The 17801-nt window shown below is 72.0% G+C and carries 16 protein-coding genes and 1 pseudogene; 7 read left to right on the top strand and 10 right to left on the bottom strand.

Going from position 1 to position 17801, the window contains the following annotated elements:
• Positions 1-27: 27 nt before the first annotated feature.
• The 4 genes from ACF061_RS15385 to ACF061_RS15400 all read right to left on the bottom strand — a co-directional run bounded on the left by ACF061_RS15385 (position 28) and on the right by ACF061_RS15400 (position 5129).
• Positions 28-1524: a maltokinase gene (locus ACF061_RS15385; RefSeq protein ID WP_392267374.1), complete on the bottom strand. Its 1497-nt coding sequence runs from the start codon at positions 1522-1524 to the stop codon at positions 28-30.
• A complete protein-coding gene (locus tag ACF061_RS15390; RefSeq protein ID WP_392267375.1) occupies positions 1521-2768 on the bottom strand; it encodes an IS701 family transposase in 1248 nt (415 codons plus the stop codon). The genes ACF061_RS15385 and ACF061_RS15390 overlap by 4 nt, the downstream gene beginning before the upstream one ends.
• A gap of 282 nt (positions 2769-3050) precedes the next feature.
• Positions 3051-3764, bottom strand: a complete 714-nt coding sequence (locus ACF061_RS15395) for an SDR family oxidoreductase (protein WP_392267376.1) — start codon at positions 3762-3764, stop codon at positions 3051-3053.
• Between the two features lie 24 nt (positions 3765-3788).
• Positions 3789-5129, bottom strand: a complete 1341-nt coding sequence (locus ACF061_RS15400; RefSeq protein ID WP_392267377.1) for a sugar phosphate nucleotidyltransferase — start codon at positions 5127-5129, stop codon at positions 3789-3791.
• Positions 5130-5521: 392 nt separating this feature from the next.
• Here ACF061_RS15400 and ACF061_RS15405 point away from each other — a divergent pair, with 392 nt between their 5' ends.
• A complete protein-coding gene (locus ACF061_RS15405; RefSeq protein WP_392267378.1) occupies positions 5522-6409 on the top strand; it encodes a LuxR C-terminal-related transcriptional regulator in 888 nt (295 codons plus the stop codon).
• 53 nt (positions 6410-6462) lie between these two features.
• Here ACF061_RS15405 and ACF061_RS15410 read toward each other — a convergent pair whose 3' ends face one another.
• From ACF061_RS15410 to ACF061_RS15430, 5 genes are all read right to left on the bottom strand, one after another.
• Positions 6463-7326, bottom strand: coding sequence for a transketolase (locus ACF061_RS15410; RefSeq protein WP_392267379.1), 864 nt, complete (start codon positions 7324-7326; stop codon positions 6463-6465).
• 117 nt (positions 7327-7443) lie between these two features.
• Positions 7444-8034 carry a TetR family transcriptional regulator gene (locus ACF061_RS15415; RefSeq protein WP_392267380.1) on the bottom strand — a complete coding sequence of 197 codons (591 nt, stop codon included), beginning with the start codon at positions 8032-8034 and terminating at the stop codon, positions 7444-7446.
• Between the two features lie 211 nt (positions 8035-8245).
• Entirely contained in the window at positions 8246-9007 is a 762-nt protein-coding gene (locus ACF061_RS15420) for an SDR family NAD(P)-dependent oxidoreductase (RefSeq protein ID WP_392267613.1), read from the bottom strand.
• 2 nt (positions 9008-9009) lie between these two features.
• Positions 9010-9708, bottom strand: a complete 699-nt coding sequence (locus ACF061_RS15425; protein WP_392267381.1) for an HAD family phosphatase — start codon at positions 9706-9708, stop codon at positions 9010-9012.
• 395 nt (positions 9709-10103) lie between these two features.
• Entirely contained in the window at positions 10104-10757 is a 654-nt protein-coding gene (locus tag ACF061_RS15430; protein WP_392267382.1) for a ScbR family autoregulator-binding transcription factor, read from the bottom strand.
• A 267-nt stretch (positions 10758-11024) separates the two neighbouring features.
• Between ACF061_RS15430 and ACF061_RS15435 the strand changes: the two genes are divergently transcribed.
• From ACF061_RS15435 to ACF061_RS15460, 6 genes and pseudogenes are all read left to right on the top strand, one after another.
• A complete protein-coding gene (locus tag ACF061_RS15435; RefSeq protein ID WP_392267383.1) occupies positions 11025-11966 on the top strand; it encodes a ScbA/BarX family gamma-butyrolactone biosynthesis protein in 942 nt (313 codons plus the stop codon).
• Between the two features lie 873 nt (positions 11967-12839).
• Positions 12840-13019, top strand: coding sequence for an adenylyltransferase/cytidyltransferase family protein (locus ACF061_RS15440; RefSeq protein WP_392267384.1), 180 nt, complete (start codon positions 12840-12842; stop codon positions 13017-13019).
• Between the two features lie 477 nt (positions 13020-13496).
• A complete protein-coding gene (locus tag ACF061_RS15445; RefSeq protein WP_392267385.1) occupies positions 13497-14537 on the top strand; it encodes a tetratricopeptide repeat protein in 1041 nt (346 codons plus the stop codon).
• Positions 14534-15553, top strand: coding sequence for a polyprenyl synthetase family protein (locus ACF061_RS15450; protein ID WP_392267386.1), 1020 nt, complete (start codon positions 14534-14536; stop codon positions 15551-15553). The genes ACF061_RS15445 and ACF061_RS15450 overlap by 4 nt, the downstream gene beginning before the upstream one ends.
• 158 nt (positions 15554-15711) lie before the next feature.
• Positions 15712-16553 (top strand): IS5 family transposase gene (locus tag ACF061_RS15455; RefSeq protein WP_392267614.1). Its coding sequence is split into 2 segments (ribosomal slippage): positions 15712-16048 and positions 16048-16553, totalling 843 coding nucleotides; the frame shifts between segments, so codons are not numbered across the junction.
• A gap of 123 nt (positions 16554-16676) precedes the next feature.
• Positions 16677-16952: pseudogene (locus ACF061_RS15460) on the top strand (transposase); the annotation flags it as partial.
• A gap of 76 nt (positions 16953-17028) precedes the next feature.
• Here the strand turns inward: ACF061_RS15460 and ACF061_RS15465 are convergent.
• Entirely contained in the window at positions 17029-17718 is a 690-nt protein-coding gene (locus ACF061_RS15465) for a DJ-1/PfpI family protein (RefSeq protein WP_392267387.1), read from the bottom strand.
• Between the last annotated feature and the right edge of the window lie 83 nt (positions 17719-17801).

Consider the following 17801-nt stretch of genomic DNA (forward strand, 5'->3'; position numbering starts at 1 on the left):
CCCTCTTCGTCGGCGCCGGCGCGGTTTTCAGTGCGCGGACCCGCCGGCGTGTGCGAGCCGGCGCACCGCGGCGAGCGGTATGGGCAGCCACTCGGGCCGGTTGCGGGCCTCGTAGAGCGCCTCGTAGACGGCCTTGTCGGCCTCGAAGGCGCGCAGCAGCGCGGGGCTGGTGCGCGGGTCTGGGCCGCCGGCGGCGGTGTAGCCGGCGCAGAAGGCGCGTCGGGTGCGGGCGGTCCAGTCCGTGGCCCGGCGGGCCAGGCGGGTGCCGCGCGGGTCGCGTGAGGCCGGTGAGGCGGGCGGGGCGCCGAGGACGTCGCCGAGGGCGTGGTGTGCCGCGTAGTCGAAGGAGCGCAGCATGGCGGCGACGTCGCGGACGGCCGGCTGCGGGTGGCGCCGCTCTGCGAAGGGGTGGCCCGGTTCGCCCTCGAAGTCGATCAGGACCCAGGCGTCCGCGGCGCGCAGTGCCTGTCCCAGGTGGAGGTCGCCGTGGATGCGCTGGACGGGCAGCGGGGTGCCGCGTTGCACCGTTTCGCGCAGGTCCTGGTAGGCGTGGTGCAGGCCGCGCGCGTAGGGGGCCAGGCCGGGCACCTCGGCGAGGGCGTCGTCGAGCCGGGCCATGAGGGTGTCGGTCAGTTCCGCGGCTTCCGGCGGGCTCAGGGGGCGGGTGCGCAGTTGCCGCGCCAGGGCCCGGTGCACCTGGGCGGTGGCCCGGCCCAGCGAGAACGCCTCGTCCCGGAAGTCGCCCGGCGGCGGGCCGGATGCGCGTGTTGCGCGGATGCAGGCCTGCGCCTGTGCGGTGGCGATGCTCCAGCCGTCGCCGCGCGAGGGCACGAACTCCTGGAGGATGCACAGCGTGGCCGGCTCCGCGCCGTCTGCCGCGGGGGTCTGCGCCCAGGCCAGCGGGGCCGCGCTCGGCACGTCGCCGGCCCGCTCCAGTGCGGTCAGCATCTCCAGCTCGGTGTTGGCGCCGGGCATGATGCGGCGCAGCACTTTGAGCATCATCCGGTCGCCGAAGGCCACCGAGGTGTTGGACTGCTCCCCGGTGAGTGTTCTGGCGGGCAGTCCGGCCGGGATCACCGCCCCGGGCACGTGGTGGTACTCCAGGGCGCCGCACGGCTGGGCGGTGACGAAGCGGTCGAGCAGGGCGGACAGCAGCGCGGGGTCGCAGGTCGCCTCGTAGAAGGTCAGCCGCCGCCCCTGCGGTGTGCGGCCGTCGCCGATGACGGCGTCGGCGGGCACGCCGGGGCCGGGCGGGCCGGGCGCGGCGCCGACGAGGAACTGGTAGCACTCGTCGTCGCCGGTGCGGAAGACGGTCTGCAGCAGTGCCGGTGCGCCCGGTACGACGATCTCCGCGAGTACGGGCCGGACCTCGGGCAGGCCGCGGCCCTTGCCCGCGTACCAGCGTCTGCCGGGCAGCCAGGCCGGCAGGAGCCGGCACAGCTCGGCGACCATGGCCTCCAGGTCCGCGGCGGCGGGCCCGTCGGGGCGCGGGGGCGTCGCGGTGCGCTGTCCGGCGCCGTTCACGCGGCGCTCACTTTCGGGTCGCGGGCCGTGACGGGCGTGGCGCGGCCGGTGGGTGTGTGCGGGCCCTGGGCGTGGGAGGGCGAGAGCACGGTGGCGGCGTGGGCCAGGGACACCATCGTCATGTGGTGGTGCCAGCCGCGGTAGGAGCGGCCCTCGAAGTCACGGATGCCGAGGCCGTCGCTGACCTCCGCCAGGTCGCGTTCCACGCGCCGCGCGAGCATGGCCGTGCGGTAGACGGTGCCGAGCTGCGACTGTGCGAGGTTGGAGAGCCAGAACTCGCTCGGGGAGCGCCGGGCCGGGTCCGTCCAGGCGGCCAGCAGCACGAGGTCGAGGCGTTCGGGCCGGCCGGGCGGGGCGGAGCCGGCGCGCAGCGCGACGCGGGCGGCGCCGACCGAGGTGGCGCGCATGGTCTGTGTGGTGTGGTCGAACCATTCCACCGGCATGCGCCGGCGGTGCAGTGCGGAGAGCAGGCCGGCCGAGCCCACCCAGCCCTCGGCCGGGCCGGGGGGTGTGCCCGGTGGGGCCTTCGGTCCGGGCGGCAGGGGGGTGATGGAGGAGGCGTCGACCCGGACGACGAAGGGGAGCTGGCGGGCCACCAGTTCGGCGCAGACCGGCTGCGGCGGTGTCTTGCGCAGGTCCATCACCACCGGCCGGCCGCGCAGCCCCCACTCCCGCGCCATCTTGCTCACCGAGTCGACGGCGCACTGCTCGGGCGGGCACGATCCGACGTCGGTGGGGATGCAGGCGCGGCGGCGCAGGTCCTCGCGGTCCGTCCAGCACTCGGGCAGTGCCAGCTGCCAGTCCACGGGGCAGCTGGCGCGGTCCCCGGCGAGCCACACGCTCATCGCCTGCTGGCAGTTGACGACGCGTCCGATCTGCGAGACCCACTGCCGTTCCACACCGACCGAGTGCCGGCCCACCTTGGTGATCACCAGGGGCTGCACCACCCAGGCGCGGGGCTGGGCGCGTTCGATGAGCAGCCGGGCCAGGTCGCCGCGCACCGGGTCGACGTCCCACGGAGACTTGCTGATGAATTGGTAAAGACTTTGCTCGGAGCCGCTGCCCGCACCGTTGGCGAGAGCGCGCATGGTCTTCTTCCCGCGGACCGCGAGGAGTCCGCGTACATACACCTCGCCCCAGCGCCGCTGGTCGCTGCGCGGAATGGAGCGCAGTGCCGAGATGACTTCGGCGAATTCGTCCGGTGAAATGTCGCCGGGAAGCGTCTGCCGGTCTTTTTCGGACACTTTTATCTCCTCTCCATCAATTACGTGAGCCGCATCCCGGTCGAGTCGCGGGCGGGTGCTGCGCGTGCGGGGGGGGCCGCCGGATCGGGGCAGGCCTGGCCACCGCGTGCCGGGGGCGGCGTCGGGCGGCCGGGCCGGCGGGGCGCGGTGGTGGACACGGGGCCGGCGGGCGGTCGGTGCCGCCGGCCCCGTTGTCCCTCCTGCCGGTGACGGGGGAATGCCCGGCAGGTTCGGGGCGGGGTGAGCCGGCCGGGGGCTCCGCCCGCCGTGCGGGTGGGTGTCTCAGGCGCCCGTCAGCGGGCCGCCTGCCAGGTAGGCGGGGACCCGGTCGGGGATCAGCCGGCCGAACAGCGGGGCCCAGTCGGTGGGTTCCTGTCCGGGTTCGTTGTAGAGCTCGAAGGTCTTCCCGCCGGCGGCCGGCAGGCGCAGGGACTGCACGCACGCCTCGGCGACCGACTTCCTCGACACCCAGCCGCTGCCGCGGTCGTGCTGTTCGAGGCGCACCTGGGCGCCGGCCGTGTCGCCGTCCGTCAGCCAGCTGGGGCGCACGACGGTGTAGGGCAGGCCCGAGGCGCGTACTTCGTCCTCGCCGCGCAGGCGCCAGTCCAAAAGCCTGCCGTAGGCGTTCATCGGGTGTTCGCGCCGGGTCACGTAGATCTGGCTGACCAGGACGATGTGCGGGCGCCGTCCGCCGTCGGCGGCCGCGGCGAGCACGTTGCGCACCCCGTCGTAGACGGTGGTCTCGGGGCTGTGCGGTCCTGAGTCGGCGGTGCCCGGCTCGACGGTGAAGACGATGGCGCGGCAGTCGCGCAGTGCGGGGCCCAGGGAGTGCGCGTACCGGACGTCGGCGCGGTGCCTGTCCACGGCGGGCGGCAGTGCCGCGCGGTGCGGGTCGCGGCTGACCACGCGTACGCGGCGGCCCTCCTCGGTCAGCCGGCGTGTGATGAGCACGCCGGTCCGGCCGGCCCCTCCGATGACTGCAATGGGGCTGTGCATGGTGCCCTCCAGGGGTGAGTGCCGTCACACCCAGCGCAGGATGTCGTCAGCGTGCCTGAGCTCGGTCTGGGCGGGTACGCCGGTCAGGGCCGGCACCCGCAGTCGGGGGTACACGGTGACCCCGCGCAATCGTGATCCCGGCCAGAGCACGGCTCCGTCGCCGACGGCCGAGAACTGCTCCAGCCGCAAGGGCCTGACGCGCTCGGAGAGCACCTGGGCCATGGGGCCTATGTAGGTGTCGGTGATGTCGGCCCAGCTGCCGACCACCGCCGACTCGCCGACCGTCGACCGGGCGAGGGCGGCGCCCTCGCGGATGTCGGCGCCGTCGCCGACGTCCGTGTGCTCCAGGCGCACTCCGGGTCCGATCTCGACGTCGCGGCCGATGCGGACGCCCGGGCCGATGACGACCGAGCCGTCGTCGATCTTCTGGGCCAGCGTGGTGCCGGCGACGTCGTCCTTCGTCTGCAGGCTGCTGTCGTGGATCCAGCAGCGCGGATCCGTCCGGTGGGGGGCCGGCATCAGCCGGTTCATCTGCTCGTACGCGCCGTCGAGCACGAGCTGGACCGTCTGCAGGTAGTCGGGCACGTTGCCCATGTCGCCCAGGCGCCCGATGGTGTGGGTGGCCACCGGCACGCCCCGTCCGACGAGGTGGGGCAGGAGGTCGCCGCCCCAGTCCAGGCGCTGGTGGGACTGCCGGAAGAGGTCCGGCTCGCGGGCGAGCATCCGCAGGCGGCCGCAGTCCACCAGGTACATCCCGGCGTTGGTGGCGAGGGTCGCGGCCGGGTCGCCGGCCGTCCGGGGGAAGAGGGAGGCGAGCTGCCCGGTGCCGGGTTTCTCCACGAAGCCCTGGACCAGGCCGCGTTCGTCGGTGCGCATGACGCCGTACTTGCCGGCGATCTCCGCCGCGGTGCGGGCCACGGACGCGACGGTGACCACCGCGCCCCGGGCGCGGTGGGTCGCCTCCATCCGCGCCAGGTCGAAGTCGAAGAGCGAGTCGACGGGCAGGACCAGGGCGCGGCCCTGGAGGTCCCACTGCTCGAGGTTGTGCAGGGTGGCACCGGCCGAGCCCACGTTGTACCGGTCGAAGCGGGAACGCGAGTAGGTGATGTCGACGCCGAGGCGCTCGCCGTGGCCCAGCAGGAGCTTGATCTGGCCGCGGTTCTCCAGGCCGTGGGTCACGACGTAGAACCGGCGCACGCCCTGTGCCCGGCAGGCGTCCGTCATCCACTCGACCAGCCGCCGGCCGGCGAGCGGGATGAGCGCCTTGCTGCGGATGTAGTCCGGGGACTTCAGGGTGATCGGCTTGGCCCGCTCGCCCCTGCCGCCGGCCAGGATGATGCCTACTGTTTCCTCGTCACGGTTCACGCCCACTGCCCCCCGCGAATGTGGATGGTGCTGCGTCGAATTCCGGTTCCCGGTCCGCCCGGCCGCCGCCCTATCGCGGAGCGGCGCTCCAGTTCTCGTCGTCCGATTCCGTGGGCGACACCCGTCCCCTGTGCGGCGGAAGAGCCAAAAACGTATTCCGTTGCATTTCCGTCCCCTCTGTCCGGCGGAAATGGCACCGCGCCATTCCGCCTGAAACAGCATGGCGCGCAAAGGGGCCAAATCCATGGACGGGTAGGCTCGGGATCGCGCATTGCGGGAATCAGCAAGGGGGAAATGTGTGCAGGGATCCGGACATAAGCCCACAACCGAACGTCGTACCTCTGTGCGAGCGCGGGCTTGGCTGTTACCGCCGCGCGCTGGCGGAGGGCCTGGTGTCCGACGACGTCCCGGACTGCCTGATCGAGCTGGGCCTGATGCGGCGGCAGGCCGAGCCCGGCAGCCGCTGGGTCGCCGTGCCGCCGGACATCGCCTCCCACGACCTCACCCGCCCGCTGGAGCGCGCCATCCTGGCGCAGCAGCACATGGTGGCGGGCATCTACGACGCGCTGTCCGCGGCCGAGGACGTGTACCGCACGCAGCAGCGCACCTCGGCGGCGTCCGTGCGCCTGCTGCACGGTGCCGACGTCATCTACGCGGCCCTGGAAAGGGCCTCGGATGCCTGCCGCGAGGAGCTGCTGACGGCGCATCCCGGCGGTGCCCGTGACCCCGACGCCCTGGGCAGGACCCTGCCGCGCACACTGCGCCTGAACAAGCGCGGGGTGCGCCAGCGCACGCTCTACCAGCACTCGGTGCGCGCGCACGGTCCGACGCTGGCCTACATCGAGCGGGTGACGAACGCCGGGGCGCAGGTGCGCACGCTGGACGAGGTCGTCGACCGGCTCATCGTCTACGACCGCTCCGTCGCCTTCATCCCCGACCCCCGCTACGACCAGCAGACGACCGCCCTCGCCGTGGAGCACCCGGCGCTGATCCACTACCTCGTCAAGGTCTTCGAGCACGCCTGGCAGCGCGCCGAGCCGGTCACCGTCAGCCAGGACAGCAGGCCGCCGCTGCTGACGGACGAGACCCGCCGGGCGGTGCTGAAGCTCATGGTCGAGGGCCACACGGACGCGGGGATAGGCAAGCGGCTCGGCATCAGCAGCAGGACGGTGTCCTACCACATCAAGAAGGCGTCGGACCTGGTGGGAAGCCGCAGCCGGGCCCATCTCGCCTACCTGCTGGCCCGCTCGGAGCTGCTCGAGCCGCCGCGCGGCGGCTGAGGCGGGAGCCGGGCCGGGCCGGGGCGGGCGGAGCCGGCCGCCCCGGCGCCGGCTCATCGGCCCAGCCGTTCGGCGCCGTGGAGCACCCGGACGACGTCGGCGGCGAGGTCGCCGCCCAGCGCCATCTCCAGCACGTCGCAGCCGGGCATCAGCCGGCTCAGCCGCGTGGCCACCCCGCCCGGCCCCCGGTGGCCGCCGAGCACCACGAACCGGTCGTGGCGGCGGGCCAGTTCGCCCGCCGCGGCGGCCAGGTGGCTGTCGTCGAGGTACACCAGGTGCGCGTGCGCCGGCCCCGGCCCGCGCTCGCGGACCGCCAGCGCGAGCCGGGTGCCGTCCTCACCGACCGAGACCAGGCAGACCCCGGCGGGGTCCGTGCGCCGCCCCGCACCGCGGCCGGCGTCCCAGACGACCACGGGGATGTCCCCGTCGCCGCTCCCGGCCCAGCCGGCCGTCACGTCGGCGGACGCCCCCGCACCGATGCGGATGTGGTACGGCCGCCCCGAGCGGGCCGCGCTGCGCACCACCGCCCTGATCTCCCGCACACCGCTGGGCGCCGCGATCCGCACCCGCGGCGTCCGCAGCAGCTCCACCGGGTCGCTCTGGGAGTCGGGCACCACCACCGAGGCGCCCGAGCGCAGGTGGGCCAGGGCCAGCCGGGGCAGCCGCTCCGCACCGGCGCCCGCGCCCAGTCCGCACACGAACACCCTGAATCCCGCCGTGACCAGCCCCTCGACCATGCTCACCATGGCACTGTCGACCCTGCCCAGCTGGAAGAACCGGTCCGGGTGAGCCGCCTCGAAAGGGTGCCGGCCACCGCCCGGCACAGCTTCCACGCACACCACCCGGCCGTCCTGCGCGCCCATCCTCGCCAGTTCCTCGCGGTAGACGTCCTCCGCCAGGATCGCTGGAGCCCCCATGGCGACACCCCTCTCAGAGAAGATCACGGAACATTTAGAATGCTCTCTTTGTTTTTTTGGACGAAGAACCGCCCTCCCCGGACGCCGGCTCAGGCGGCCGCGGAAGGCGCCGGACGATCACGCGCCGTCGGTGACGACGGCGCGCCACACGAACGGCAGGAGCCGCGCCAGGAAGTCCTCGGCACCGCCGCCGCCCTCCCCCGCGGGACGTCCGCGGTGGACCTCGGCCCCGGTGAGCAGGCACACCGCCAGGTCCGCCACCACCGGGGGCCGGGCCTGGCGGTGCAGCTGCCCCGCCCGGTCGGCCTCCCGCAGCAGCTGGTGCAGCGTCGGCACCCAGGCCTGGTGCCAGCCGGGCACCGCCTTCGGCCTCTCCCGCGCCAGCAGGGCCGCCGCCCGGACGACCACGCTCTCGTCGAGCAGGTCGGCCAGGCGCTGGAGCAGGGCGACCGCGGCCGGCAGCGGGGAGGACTGGCCGGCGACCGCGGCCGCGGCCCGCGCCCGGGTCAGGGCCGAGGCCTCCTCCACGACACCCTCGGCCAGCGCGCGCTTGCTGGAGAAGTGGAAGGTCAGGGCCCCCATGGAGACCTGCGCCGAGGCGCTGATCGCGGAGAGCGTGGCCCCGTCGTAGCCGTTCACGTCCATGTCGGCGGCGGCAGCCGCGATCAGCGCCCGCCGCGTGCGCGCGGCCCTGTCCTGAGTCACCATCCGCCCTCCCGCGGCCGCGGCGGCCGTCCGCCTTCCCGGGGAAGACCGTAGCCGAACCGCACCCCCAAAGCAAAGTGATCGTTCTATTTATTTTTGTCCCGTGGCATGTGACGCGGTCCGGTGCGCGGGCGGGGGCCGCCGATGGGCCGGGGGGCCGGCCCCCGCCCGCGCCGCAGCGGCTCCCGGCCCGCCGGACCCCCCGGGCGGCGCCTCAGCGGTGCACCGCGGTGACTCCCCCGTCGACCGGGACGGCCGCTCCGGTGACGAACGACGACAGGTCGCTGCACAGCCACGCCGCCGCCCGGGCCACCTCCTCGGGGCCCGCCATCCGCTTCTGCACCGCCGCGTCCATGAAGACCTGCTCCAGCCGCGGCGTCCGGGCGAGGACCTCTTCCATCATCTCGGTGCGCGTACTGCCCACGACGAGCGCGTTGACGCGGACACCCCGCTCCCCGTAGTCGGCCGCCGCCGCCTTCGTCATGCCGATCACAGCGTGCTTGGCGGCCACGTACGCCGCGGAGGCGCCGGTGGCGGCCACACCGGCCACGCTGGAGGTGTTGACCACCGCCCCGCCCCGCCCGGAGGCCAGCATGACGGGGATCTGGTGGGCGAGGCAGTTCCACACGCCCCGCACGTTGACCTCCATGGTGCGCGTGTACACCTCCTCGCCGATCTCGTGGAGGGCCTGCCCGGCCGTGGCGTACCCCGCGTTGTTGAAGGCGGCGTCCAGGCCGCCGAACGTGTCCGCCGCCCTGCCCACGGCATCGGCGACGTCCTGCCCGCGGGTCACGTCGCCGGCGACCGCGAGGGCCCGCCCGCCCGCCGCGGTGATCTCGCCGACGAGGCGTTCCAGCCGGTCCGCGCGCCTGGCCAGCAGACAGACCGCCGCGCCCTGCCGGGCGAACAGCCGCGCGGCGGCCGCCCCGATACCGCTGGAGGCGCCGGTGATCATGACGGTCTTGCCGTCCAGCATGCTCACCGCTCCCAGCTTCCGCCGGCCGCCGCCTCGGCGTCGATCCGGTGCAGCAGCCCGGCGTCGATCCGCTCGAGCCGGTCCACGACGTGGCGCACGCCCGCCTCGGCCATGAGCTGTGCCTGGAAGCTGTGCTCGAAGGCGCTGGGGTGGCCGATGAAGGCGACGCCCAGGGCCCGGGCCTCCTCGGCCACGCGGGCGACGTCGTCGATGACCAGCGCCTCCTCGTGCTCCAGGCCGAACGTCCGGGTGACGATCTCGTGGATGCCGGGACGGAAGTCGTTGGTGCAGACGTACCCGGGGGCGTCGAACAGGTCCGCGTACGCTCCCAGATGGGTGTCGAAGTGCGACCTGGCGAGACCTCCGTAGCACACCACCTTCAGGCCCATCTCCCGCAGGCGGTGCAGCAGTTCCACCGCACCCGGCGTCAGGGCGACCGGATGGCGTTCGAGGTACCTCTCCCGCTCCTCGAAGTAGGCCCCCAGCGCCTGCTCCGCGGTGAGGGGCTCGGCGACGGCCTGCGCCATGCGCAGGCCCGCTATGTGCTGGGGCTGGGAGAAGATCGCCCGCTCGGTCTGCGCGGTGTACCGCCCGCCGCGCTTGACCACGAAATCGTGGATGACGGGACTGAAGGTGTCGTTCAGGAGCACCCCGTCGATGTTCACCGCGGCAAGCCGCAGCCGCGCGAAATTCCGCCTCATGAATCCTCCCCGGTCCTCGGCCCCGCCCCGCCGGGCGGGGCGCGGTGCGCTCTCCAAGCGCTCATGGACTGCCCCGCACATGCACCCTTGCACCGTGCGGCCGTGCGCTCATGGACTGCCCCGCACATGCGCCCTTGCACCGTGCGGCCGTGCGCTCATGGACTGCCCCGCACATGCGCCCTTGCACCATGCGGCCGTGCGCTCATGGACTGCCCCGCACATGCACCCTTGCACCATGCGGCCGTGCGCTCATGGACTGCCCCGCACATGCACCCTTGCACCATGCGGCCGTGCGCTCATGGACTGCCCCGCACATGCACCCTTGCACCATGCGGCCGTGCATCACCCCGGACCGCGCCCGGCCGGGCACGCCGCGCGAGAGACGCCCGGCGGCCTCAGCCCGACACCGGCTCCGCCCGCTCCAGCGCCTGCGCACGACGCGGATCGAGATCGAGCCGCACCACCGTAGCCGGGACGGCGATGCCCGGCAGCAGCAACTGCCACATCCGCCGCGTGCGCTGCGGCAGATCCACCCGGCCGGTACTGGCCGCCTCCGACAGCATCTGCATACCGGTACACGTGGCGACGATGTACTCCGCCACATGCGCGGGATCCACTCCCGCCTGGAGCTCCCCGAGATCCCGCGCGGCCAGCAGGCACTCCTCCATCACCCGGCTCCAGGCCGCGTACGGCTTGTCCGCACCGCCCATGCCCAAAACCCCCACCTCCGTGGTGAGCCGGACCCCCGCCCGCAGCACGACATCACTCTGCAGCTGATGCGACCACAGCAAAGTGATGTCCACCAGCCGCTGCAGCCCCTCCGACTCCAGCAGCGGCAGGATCCTCTCCGACTGCCGGCCCATCACCGCGCGCGCCAGCCCCTCCTTGGACTCGAAATGGAAATAGAGGGAACCAGCCGTGGCACCGGCACGCTCCAGGATCCGGTTGATACCGGCAGCCGCGTAACCCACCTCGTCGAAGACCTCGGCCGCGGCGCGCAGGATGCCCTCGCGTGTCTCCACAGCCCGCTGCTGTTTCGGCTGCCGCATCGCCCCTCCAAAGAAAATAGAACGATCTCTAACTTACTCGATCCCCCACGATGCGGCAGCCCCCCGGACAGAATCACCCCGTTCGACTGGTATCTCCGCCCCCCATGACCATCCCCCGCACGTTTCTTTGCTGACCCTTGACCCGAAAAAAAGAGAGCACTCTCTAAAGTTCGAGCTGCTCTCCCGTACGTCTCCAGTCAGGCTCGAGGACCGGTACACATCCCGGGCACGCCTCGCAGATCCGAACGTCCTAGGGGGAAACGCCGTATGCACAGCACCGTTCCGATGTTCCCGGCAGCCCGCGCAGGGGGCACGCCCGTCACCAGCGAGCAGGTCCACAAGAGCGCCGGCGCCGAGCAACTGCTGACCCAGTACCACCAGCACGGTGACGACGACTACCTCATACGCGCCCGCTGGCCGCGCAACCACAGCTTCTACACCCCCCGGCACGGCCTGCTCGACCCGATGCTGCTGGCCGAGTCGGTACGCCAGTGCGTACCACTGCTCAGCCACGCGGCCTACGACGTGCCCTTCGGACACCGCCAGTCATGGAGCCACTTCAGCTACACCCTGGACCCCGCAGCACTCACCCCCGACACCACGACACCGGCAGACGTGGAACTCCACGTCGCCTGCCGGGACATCGTCCGCCGCTCCACACGGCTGGCCTCCCTGAACATGCACGTCACCGTCGTACGCAACGGCACCCGGGTCGGCACCGCCCACACCCGGTTCACCAACCACACCCCCGCCCTCTACCAACGACTGCGCGGCCCCTACGCCGACCTCACCGAAGCCACCGCCCGCGCCCTGCCCCTCCCCCCACCCCTCACCCCCGCCCACGTCGCACGCGACGCCTTCGACGACGTCGTACTCTCACCCACCAACTCCCCCCGTCGCACCCAACTACGCATCGACCTCAACCACCCCGTCCTCTTCGACCACCCCGTCGACCACGCACCCGGCATGCTCCTCCTCGAAGCAGCACGACAATCCGCACACGCCGCGACCCACCCCCACCCCGCACACCCCCTCGCCATGGACGCCGTATTCGCCCGCTACACCGAACTCGACACACCCTGCTGGATCCACACCGACCCACTCCCCACCCAACACCCCCACGAACACCGCATCCTCACCACCGCCGTCCAGCACAACACCTGCGTCTTCTCCGCCATCACCACACTCCGACAACCACCCACCAACTGAACCCACCCCAACCCCACCCCCACCCCACCCCCAACCCCAACCCCAGCCACCCAGCCACCCGCCCAGCCACCGGACCACCACGAGACCGGAACCGGCCCTGCCGACCCTGCCGGCCCGCTCACCCGCCACACCAACCGCACGACACCCCCCCACCGGACCAGCGTGACAGGTCAGAAAACGCAGCACACCACGACGGCAGGCCCGACGAAGCCGGAACGGCACGCTTCGGCGACCCAGAGCCCTCTGCGTCAGCCGCGCACCCCGGCCGGCACGCCCGCCCGGCCCCCCACCGCCGGGACCCCGACCAGTCCCGACCGCCCGGCAGCGGGACCACACCACGCGAAACCGGCCGTCAGCGCCGCTAACCGGTAACGGTGCAGGCGCCGACCACCCACCCGTGAAACCCGCGGGCGGGACCAGTCATGACTTCACCGTAAGCCCACCAGACGTCATCGACCGCGCCCCAGCACTGCGCATAGAAGCCGGTGCCCCTCAGCAGGACGGTCAGCACACGGGCGCGCGTGCCACAGTCCCCACGCAGCCGGACAACGTCCGTGGTGTGCAGCTGGAGAACCGACTACAGCAGACTGGACGAGTCCAACACCCCGACCGTCACCCACACCCGGACACCCAAACCGTGAGAAGCCTGAGCGCCATGCCCCCGACACCCCATCAGGAGCACGACACCCATGTGCTCGCGATACAGCCCTGAGAGCGTTGGATCGGGAACGGGGGTGTGTTCGGCGGTGAACGCCACTGGGGCTCTGAGCCCCAGTGGCGTTCACCTGTCCGGGGGCAACTACCGCCTGATCCCGGCGGTTTGGCTGCTCTCGCGCTTCATACAGGGGCAGCCGCTCGTTACCGTCTCCGATCATGCGTGCCCTCTTCCCAGGATCCTTCGACCTGGTCACTCAAGGGCTCGAGGACATACTCCGGCGCGCCGCCCCCCTGTTCGACGAGGTCGTCGTGTGCGTGATGTCCAATTCGAACAAGACCGGCCGCCCCCCGTCACGGAACGCCTGGACCGACTCCGCGCGGCAGCGGAGGACTTGAGCAACGTCACGGTCAACTCCCACACAGGGGGTCTGCTGATCGACTACTGCCGCTGAGCCGGCATCGACGTCGTCGTTCGCCGAGTCCGGGGTGTCGCCGACCTGGACTACGGAGCGCCGATTGCCCGTATGAACCACGAACTGGCCGGAGTCGAGACGTTCTTCTCCGCCGCGGATCCCGCCCTGGCCCACGTCTCCTCCACCCTTGTCACCGCGATGGGACAGCGGTAGGGCGGCACACCCGGGTCCCGTCGCACCGTTGACGCCCGCGGCGGCGCTGCGACCGTGCCGCCGAACAGCGGCGACGAGCCGACGCCACGAAACCTTCACATCATGATCCACGTCACTCGGGCAACCCGCGCTGCCGAACCCGCGTCTTTGTCGACAACAGACCGACACGCCCCGGTCCTCTCGGCCGGGGCGTATTTACAACGCGCTATACACAGCATGTATACACAGCGTTTATAGAAAGGCATGCATGTACGGCAAGGCTTTCGCTCCCGAGTACCAGGGCGCCCTGACCACCCTGTCCGTGAACTCCTCGCTCACGGACGTGCTGGCGGAAGGCATCAAGAAGCTGCGCGAGGCCGAGCGGTCGGGTCAGCTGGCCGAGGCCGCCCGCTGCGGGCTCGCCGTCGCCGAGGCGTACCGGCGGCTCGGAAAGGTGGAGGAGGCCGACCGGGCCTGGAAGGCGAGCTACCGCACCGCTCGGGAGGCCGGTGACGCCGCGGCGATGGCGTGGGCGCTGTGGAGCGGCGGCACCCTCGCCCGGCAGCGCGGGGCGTTCCCACTGGCCTGGCGGCTGCTCGGACTCGCGGCCGAACTCGGCGAACGGGCCGGCGACGTCGTCTGCCGGGGCTATTCGCTGGCCGGACTCGCGGAGACCGGCCGCATCCAGGGCGACTACGCGGCGGTCGGCCGGCTGCACGAGCAGCTGCTGGCCGAGGCCCGCAGGCGCGGCGAGGCCCGGCACACGGTGTGGGCCCTGGAGGGCATCGCCCAGATGCACCGCAACACCGGGGACTTCGACCGGGCGTACGCGCTGTTCGAGGAGGCGGCGGAGATAGCCGAGCGCGCCGAGGACCGGCGCGGGCACGCATGGGCGCTGCGCGGCCTCGCGGACATCCTCTCGGTGCGCGACAAGGACACCGAGCGCGCGCTGGAGCTGCTGTCCCGGGCGGAGGCCGGCTGCCGCGCGATGAACCTGTCCAGCGCGCTGGCCTACAACCACAAGATGCGCGGCAACGTCCTCTACCGGGCCGAACGTCACGAGGAGGCGCGCCGGACGTACGAGCTGGCGCTGTCGGAGTTCCGCGCGATGAACGAGCCGCGGGGCGAGGCGCTCGCCCGGCTGGGCCTCGCCAAGTCGCTGGCACGGCTTGGCAGGAGCCGCGACGAGACGGCGGCCGAACTCGCCGACCTGGCGCGCTCGTTGGAAGGCAGCGGCCTCAAGCACGTGCAACGGCTGGTGGAACGCGCCCAGGAGGAGTTCGGACTCGACGCGGAGGTCGTACGGTGACCGCGCTCCAGGCCCCGCCTGCCGCGCCCGAACTCCTTGCCCACTGCGCCGGGTTGGTGCGGCCGGCGCTGCGCCAGGCGGTGGGTCGGCTTCATCCGTGGCTGGGCGAGATGGCCGCGTACTCCTTCGGCTGGTGCGAGGTGGGCGGCGCGCCCGCCACCGCACCGGGCGGCAAGGGTGTACGACAGGCACTGGCGGTGCTCGGCGCGCGAGCGGCGGGCGCCGACGAGCATGCCGGGATCCCGGCGGCCGTCGCGGTGGAACTGGTCCACGCTTTCTCGCTGCTGCACGACGACATCATGGACGGCGACGCGACCCGGCGACGCCGCCCGGCCGTGTGGAAGGCGTACGGCACGGGCCCGGCGGTGCTGGCCGGCGACGCCCTGTTCGCGCTGGCGGTGGAGACCCTCGCCGCCGTGCCGCAGGGTGCCGGTGCCGTACGGCTCCTCTCGGCGGCCTTGGCCGACCTGATGCGCGGGCAGGCCGACGACCTGCTGTTCACCGGCCGCCCGTGCACCGGCCCGGACAGGGTGACGGTCGAGGAGTACCGGTCCATGGTGGAGGCCAAGACCGGTGCCCTGCTGGGCTGTGCCGCCGCCCTGGGCGCCGTGCTCGGCGGCGCGGACGAGGACACCACCAGCGTGCTGGACCGGGCCGGACGGCATCTCGGCATCGCCTTCCAACTGGTCGACGACGTACTCGGAATCTGGGGCGACCCCGCCGTCACGGGCAAGCCCACGGGCGGCGATCTACGGGAGCGCAAGAAGACCTACCCCGTGCTGGCCGCCCTCGATTCCCCGGCGGGCCGTGCCCTGCCCGAACTGCTGGACTCGCCGGGGCGTTCCGAGGAGGCAGCCGAGCTGATCGAGGCGGCCGGCGGCCGAACAGCGGCACTGGCCGAGGCCCGCACGCACACGTCCACCGCCCGTGCCCTCCTGTCACGGGCCCCGCTGGCCGCCGGGGCCGCAGGGGACCTGCTCACGGTGCTGGACTTCCTGGCCGGCCGCGAGCTGTAAATAGGCCCTGACAGAAGTTGTTGATCAAGTGACCGTCGGCTTGTCCGCTCGTTGGTCGGGACGTGGGGAAGCGTGAGTCTCGGCCGTTGTTGATCAAGTGACCGTCGGCTTGTCCGCTCGTTGGTCGGGACGTGGGGAAGCGTGAGTCTCGGCCGTGGATCGTGTCGGACGAACTGTGGTCTCTCATCGAGCCGTTGCTGTCGGAGCCGGGCCCGAAGCTGGTGGCGGGCCGGCCGCGGGTGCCGGACCGGCAGGCGTTGTGCGGGATCCTGTTCGTGCTGCACACCGGGATCCAGTGGGAGTACCTGCCGCCAGAGCTGGGCTTCGGGTCCGGCATGACCTGCTGGCGGCGCCTGGCCGCCTGGAACGAGGCCGGCGTGTGGGAGAAGCTGCACCTGGTGCTGCCGAAGAAGCTGCGGTCGGTGAAGCAGTTCGACTGGTCGCGGGCGGTGATCGACTCCTCCCACGTCCGGGCGGCCCGCCGGGGCCCGAAAGCGGTCCCAGCCCGGTCGACCGCGCGCGGCCGGGCAGCAAACACCACGTCCTTGTCGACGGTCAGGGCGTCCCACTCGCGGTGTCGCTGACCGGCGGAAACCGCAACGACGTCACCCAGCTCCTGCCCTTGCTGGACAAGGTTCCCGCGGTGGCCGGTGTCGTCGGGCGACCACCCAGACGGCCGGACATGCTCTTCGCCGACCGGGGCTACGACCACCACGACAAGTGCCGGCGCCTGCTGTGGAAGCGCGGCATCCGACCCGTGATCGCCGAGCGCGGACAGCCACACGGCTCCGGCCTGGGCATCTTCCGCTGGGTTGTGGAGCGGACGATCTCCTGGCTGCACGGCTTTCGCCGCCTGCGAATCCGCTGGGAGAGACGCGACGACATTCATGAAGCCTTCCTCGGCCTCGCCACCTGCCTCATCACCCACCGCCACGTTCAACGCCTTTGGTTAGAACCTCTAAGCTTGTTGTTTAACCTCGCACGTCACCCGACCTGCTGACATCTTCTGTTTCGGAAAACGTGAGACGCGGCCGTCCTTCACGCTTCGAGGTGTTGAGTCACGGAGTGTGAAGGAACGGCCGCTGTGATCAGTCTTCCGGTTGAGGGACCTGCCGTCGAGGCGTTGGGTTTCCTGTCCCGCTTTCGGGTCGAGTTCTACGACTGCCTGTACGCGCGTGCGGATGCGCTCTTCGAGCTCACTGACGCGATGCTGTGCGCGGACGGTCCGGTCAAGTCGCCGGTGGAGCTGACATTGGCAGCCGAGCACCGGCGCGGGCACGGTGCGATGTACGCCGCGCTGGACAAGGGGTGGCTGCAGTCGGCCCGCCTGCGCCGCGTCCTGGCCGGCCTGCCGCTGCCGGGCGCCGCCGACGGTCGAATCGTGCTCGCCGCGGACGTCTGGGATCACGAAGTGCATCCCAACGTGCGATAGCCCGATCCATAACAACTGGGGGCGTTCACCGCAGCCGCGGTGTTCAGGTGGTCAGGCGTGCCAGGAGCGCGGGATGGTCTGCCAGGGCTGATGCCAGCATGGCTCGGGCATGGAGCTTGAAGGAGTCGAGGTCGGCGGAGCTCCAGTCGATGCCGCCCAGGGGTGGCTGCGGGTCGTACTCGATGAAGAGCTGGACAGTGCGGGCGGTCTGCTCGCCCGCGAGCCGTTCGACCAGGTGGAGAGCCATGTCGATACCGGCTGACACGCCGGCGGCAGTGAGCAGGGGGCCGGATTCGACCCAGCGTTCGGCGGTGGGCGTCGCGCCGAACTTGGCCAGCAGGTCGCGGAAGCCCCAGTGAGTGGTGGCCTGACGACCGTCGAGCAAGCCGGCGGCGCCCAGGATCAGTGAACCGGTGCACACCGAGCCGACGACGTCCGCCGTTTGCGCGGCCTTGCGAATCCAACTCAGCAGGGGCTCGTTGGCCAGGGCGGCGAGGGTCGGTTCAGTCCCGCCGGGGACGATCAACGCGAAGGGCTCGGTGACCTGGTCGAACGTGTGGCTGGGCACCAGCTTCAGCGGAGTGTCGGTGCCCAGGGGGACGAGGTTCTGACCGACGACGGCCACCTCGAATGTCGGGTCGATCTGGGCCAGCGCCGACAGCACCTGAAGTGGCCCTACAAGGTCGAGCGGGGTGATGCCGGGATAGAGCACGAATGCGAGCGTCTTGGTCATGTCGTCACCTTCGGCCCCTGGCCACGGGAGCGCCAAGGGCGGTCAGCGAGTCGGTCGGAATTCTTGGGGTGCAAGTCATTCAG

The organism is Streptomyces sp. NPDC015220 (assembly GCF_043079345.1).
Taxonomy (GTDB): domain Bacteria; phylum Actinomycetota; class Actinomycetes; order Streptomycetales; family Streptomycetaceae; genus Streptomyces.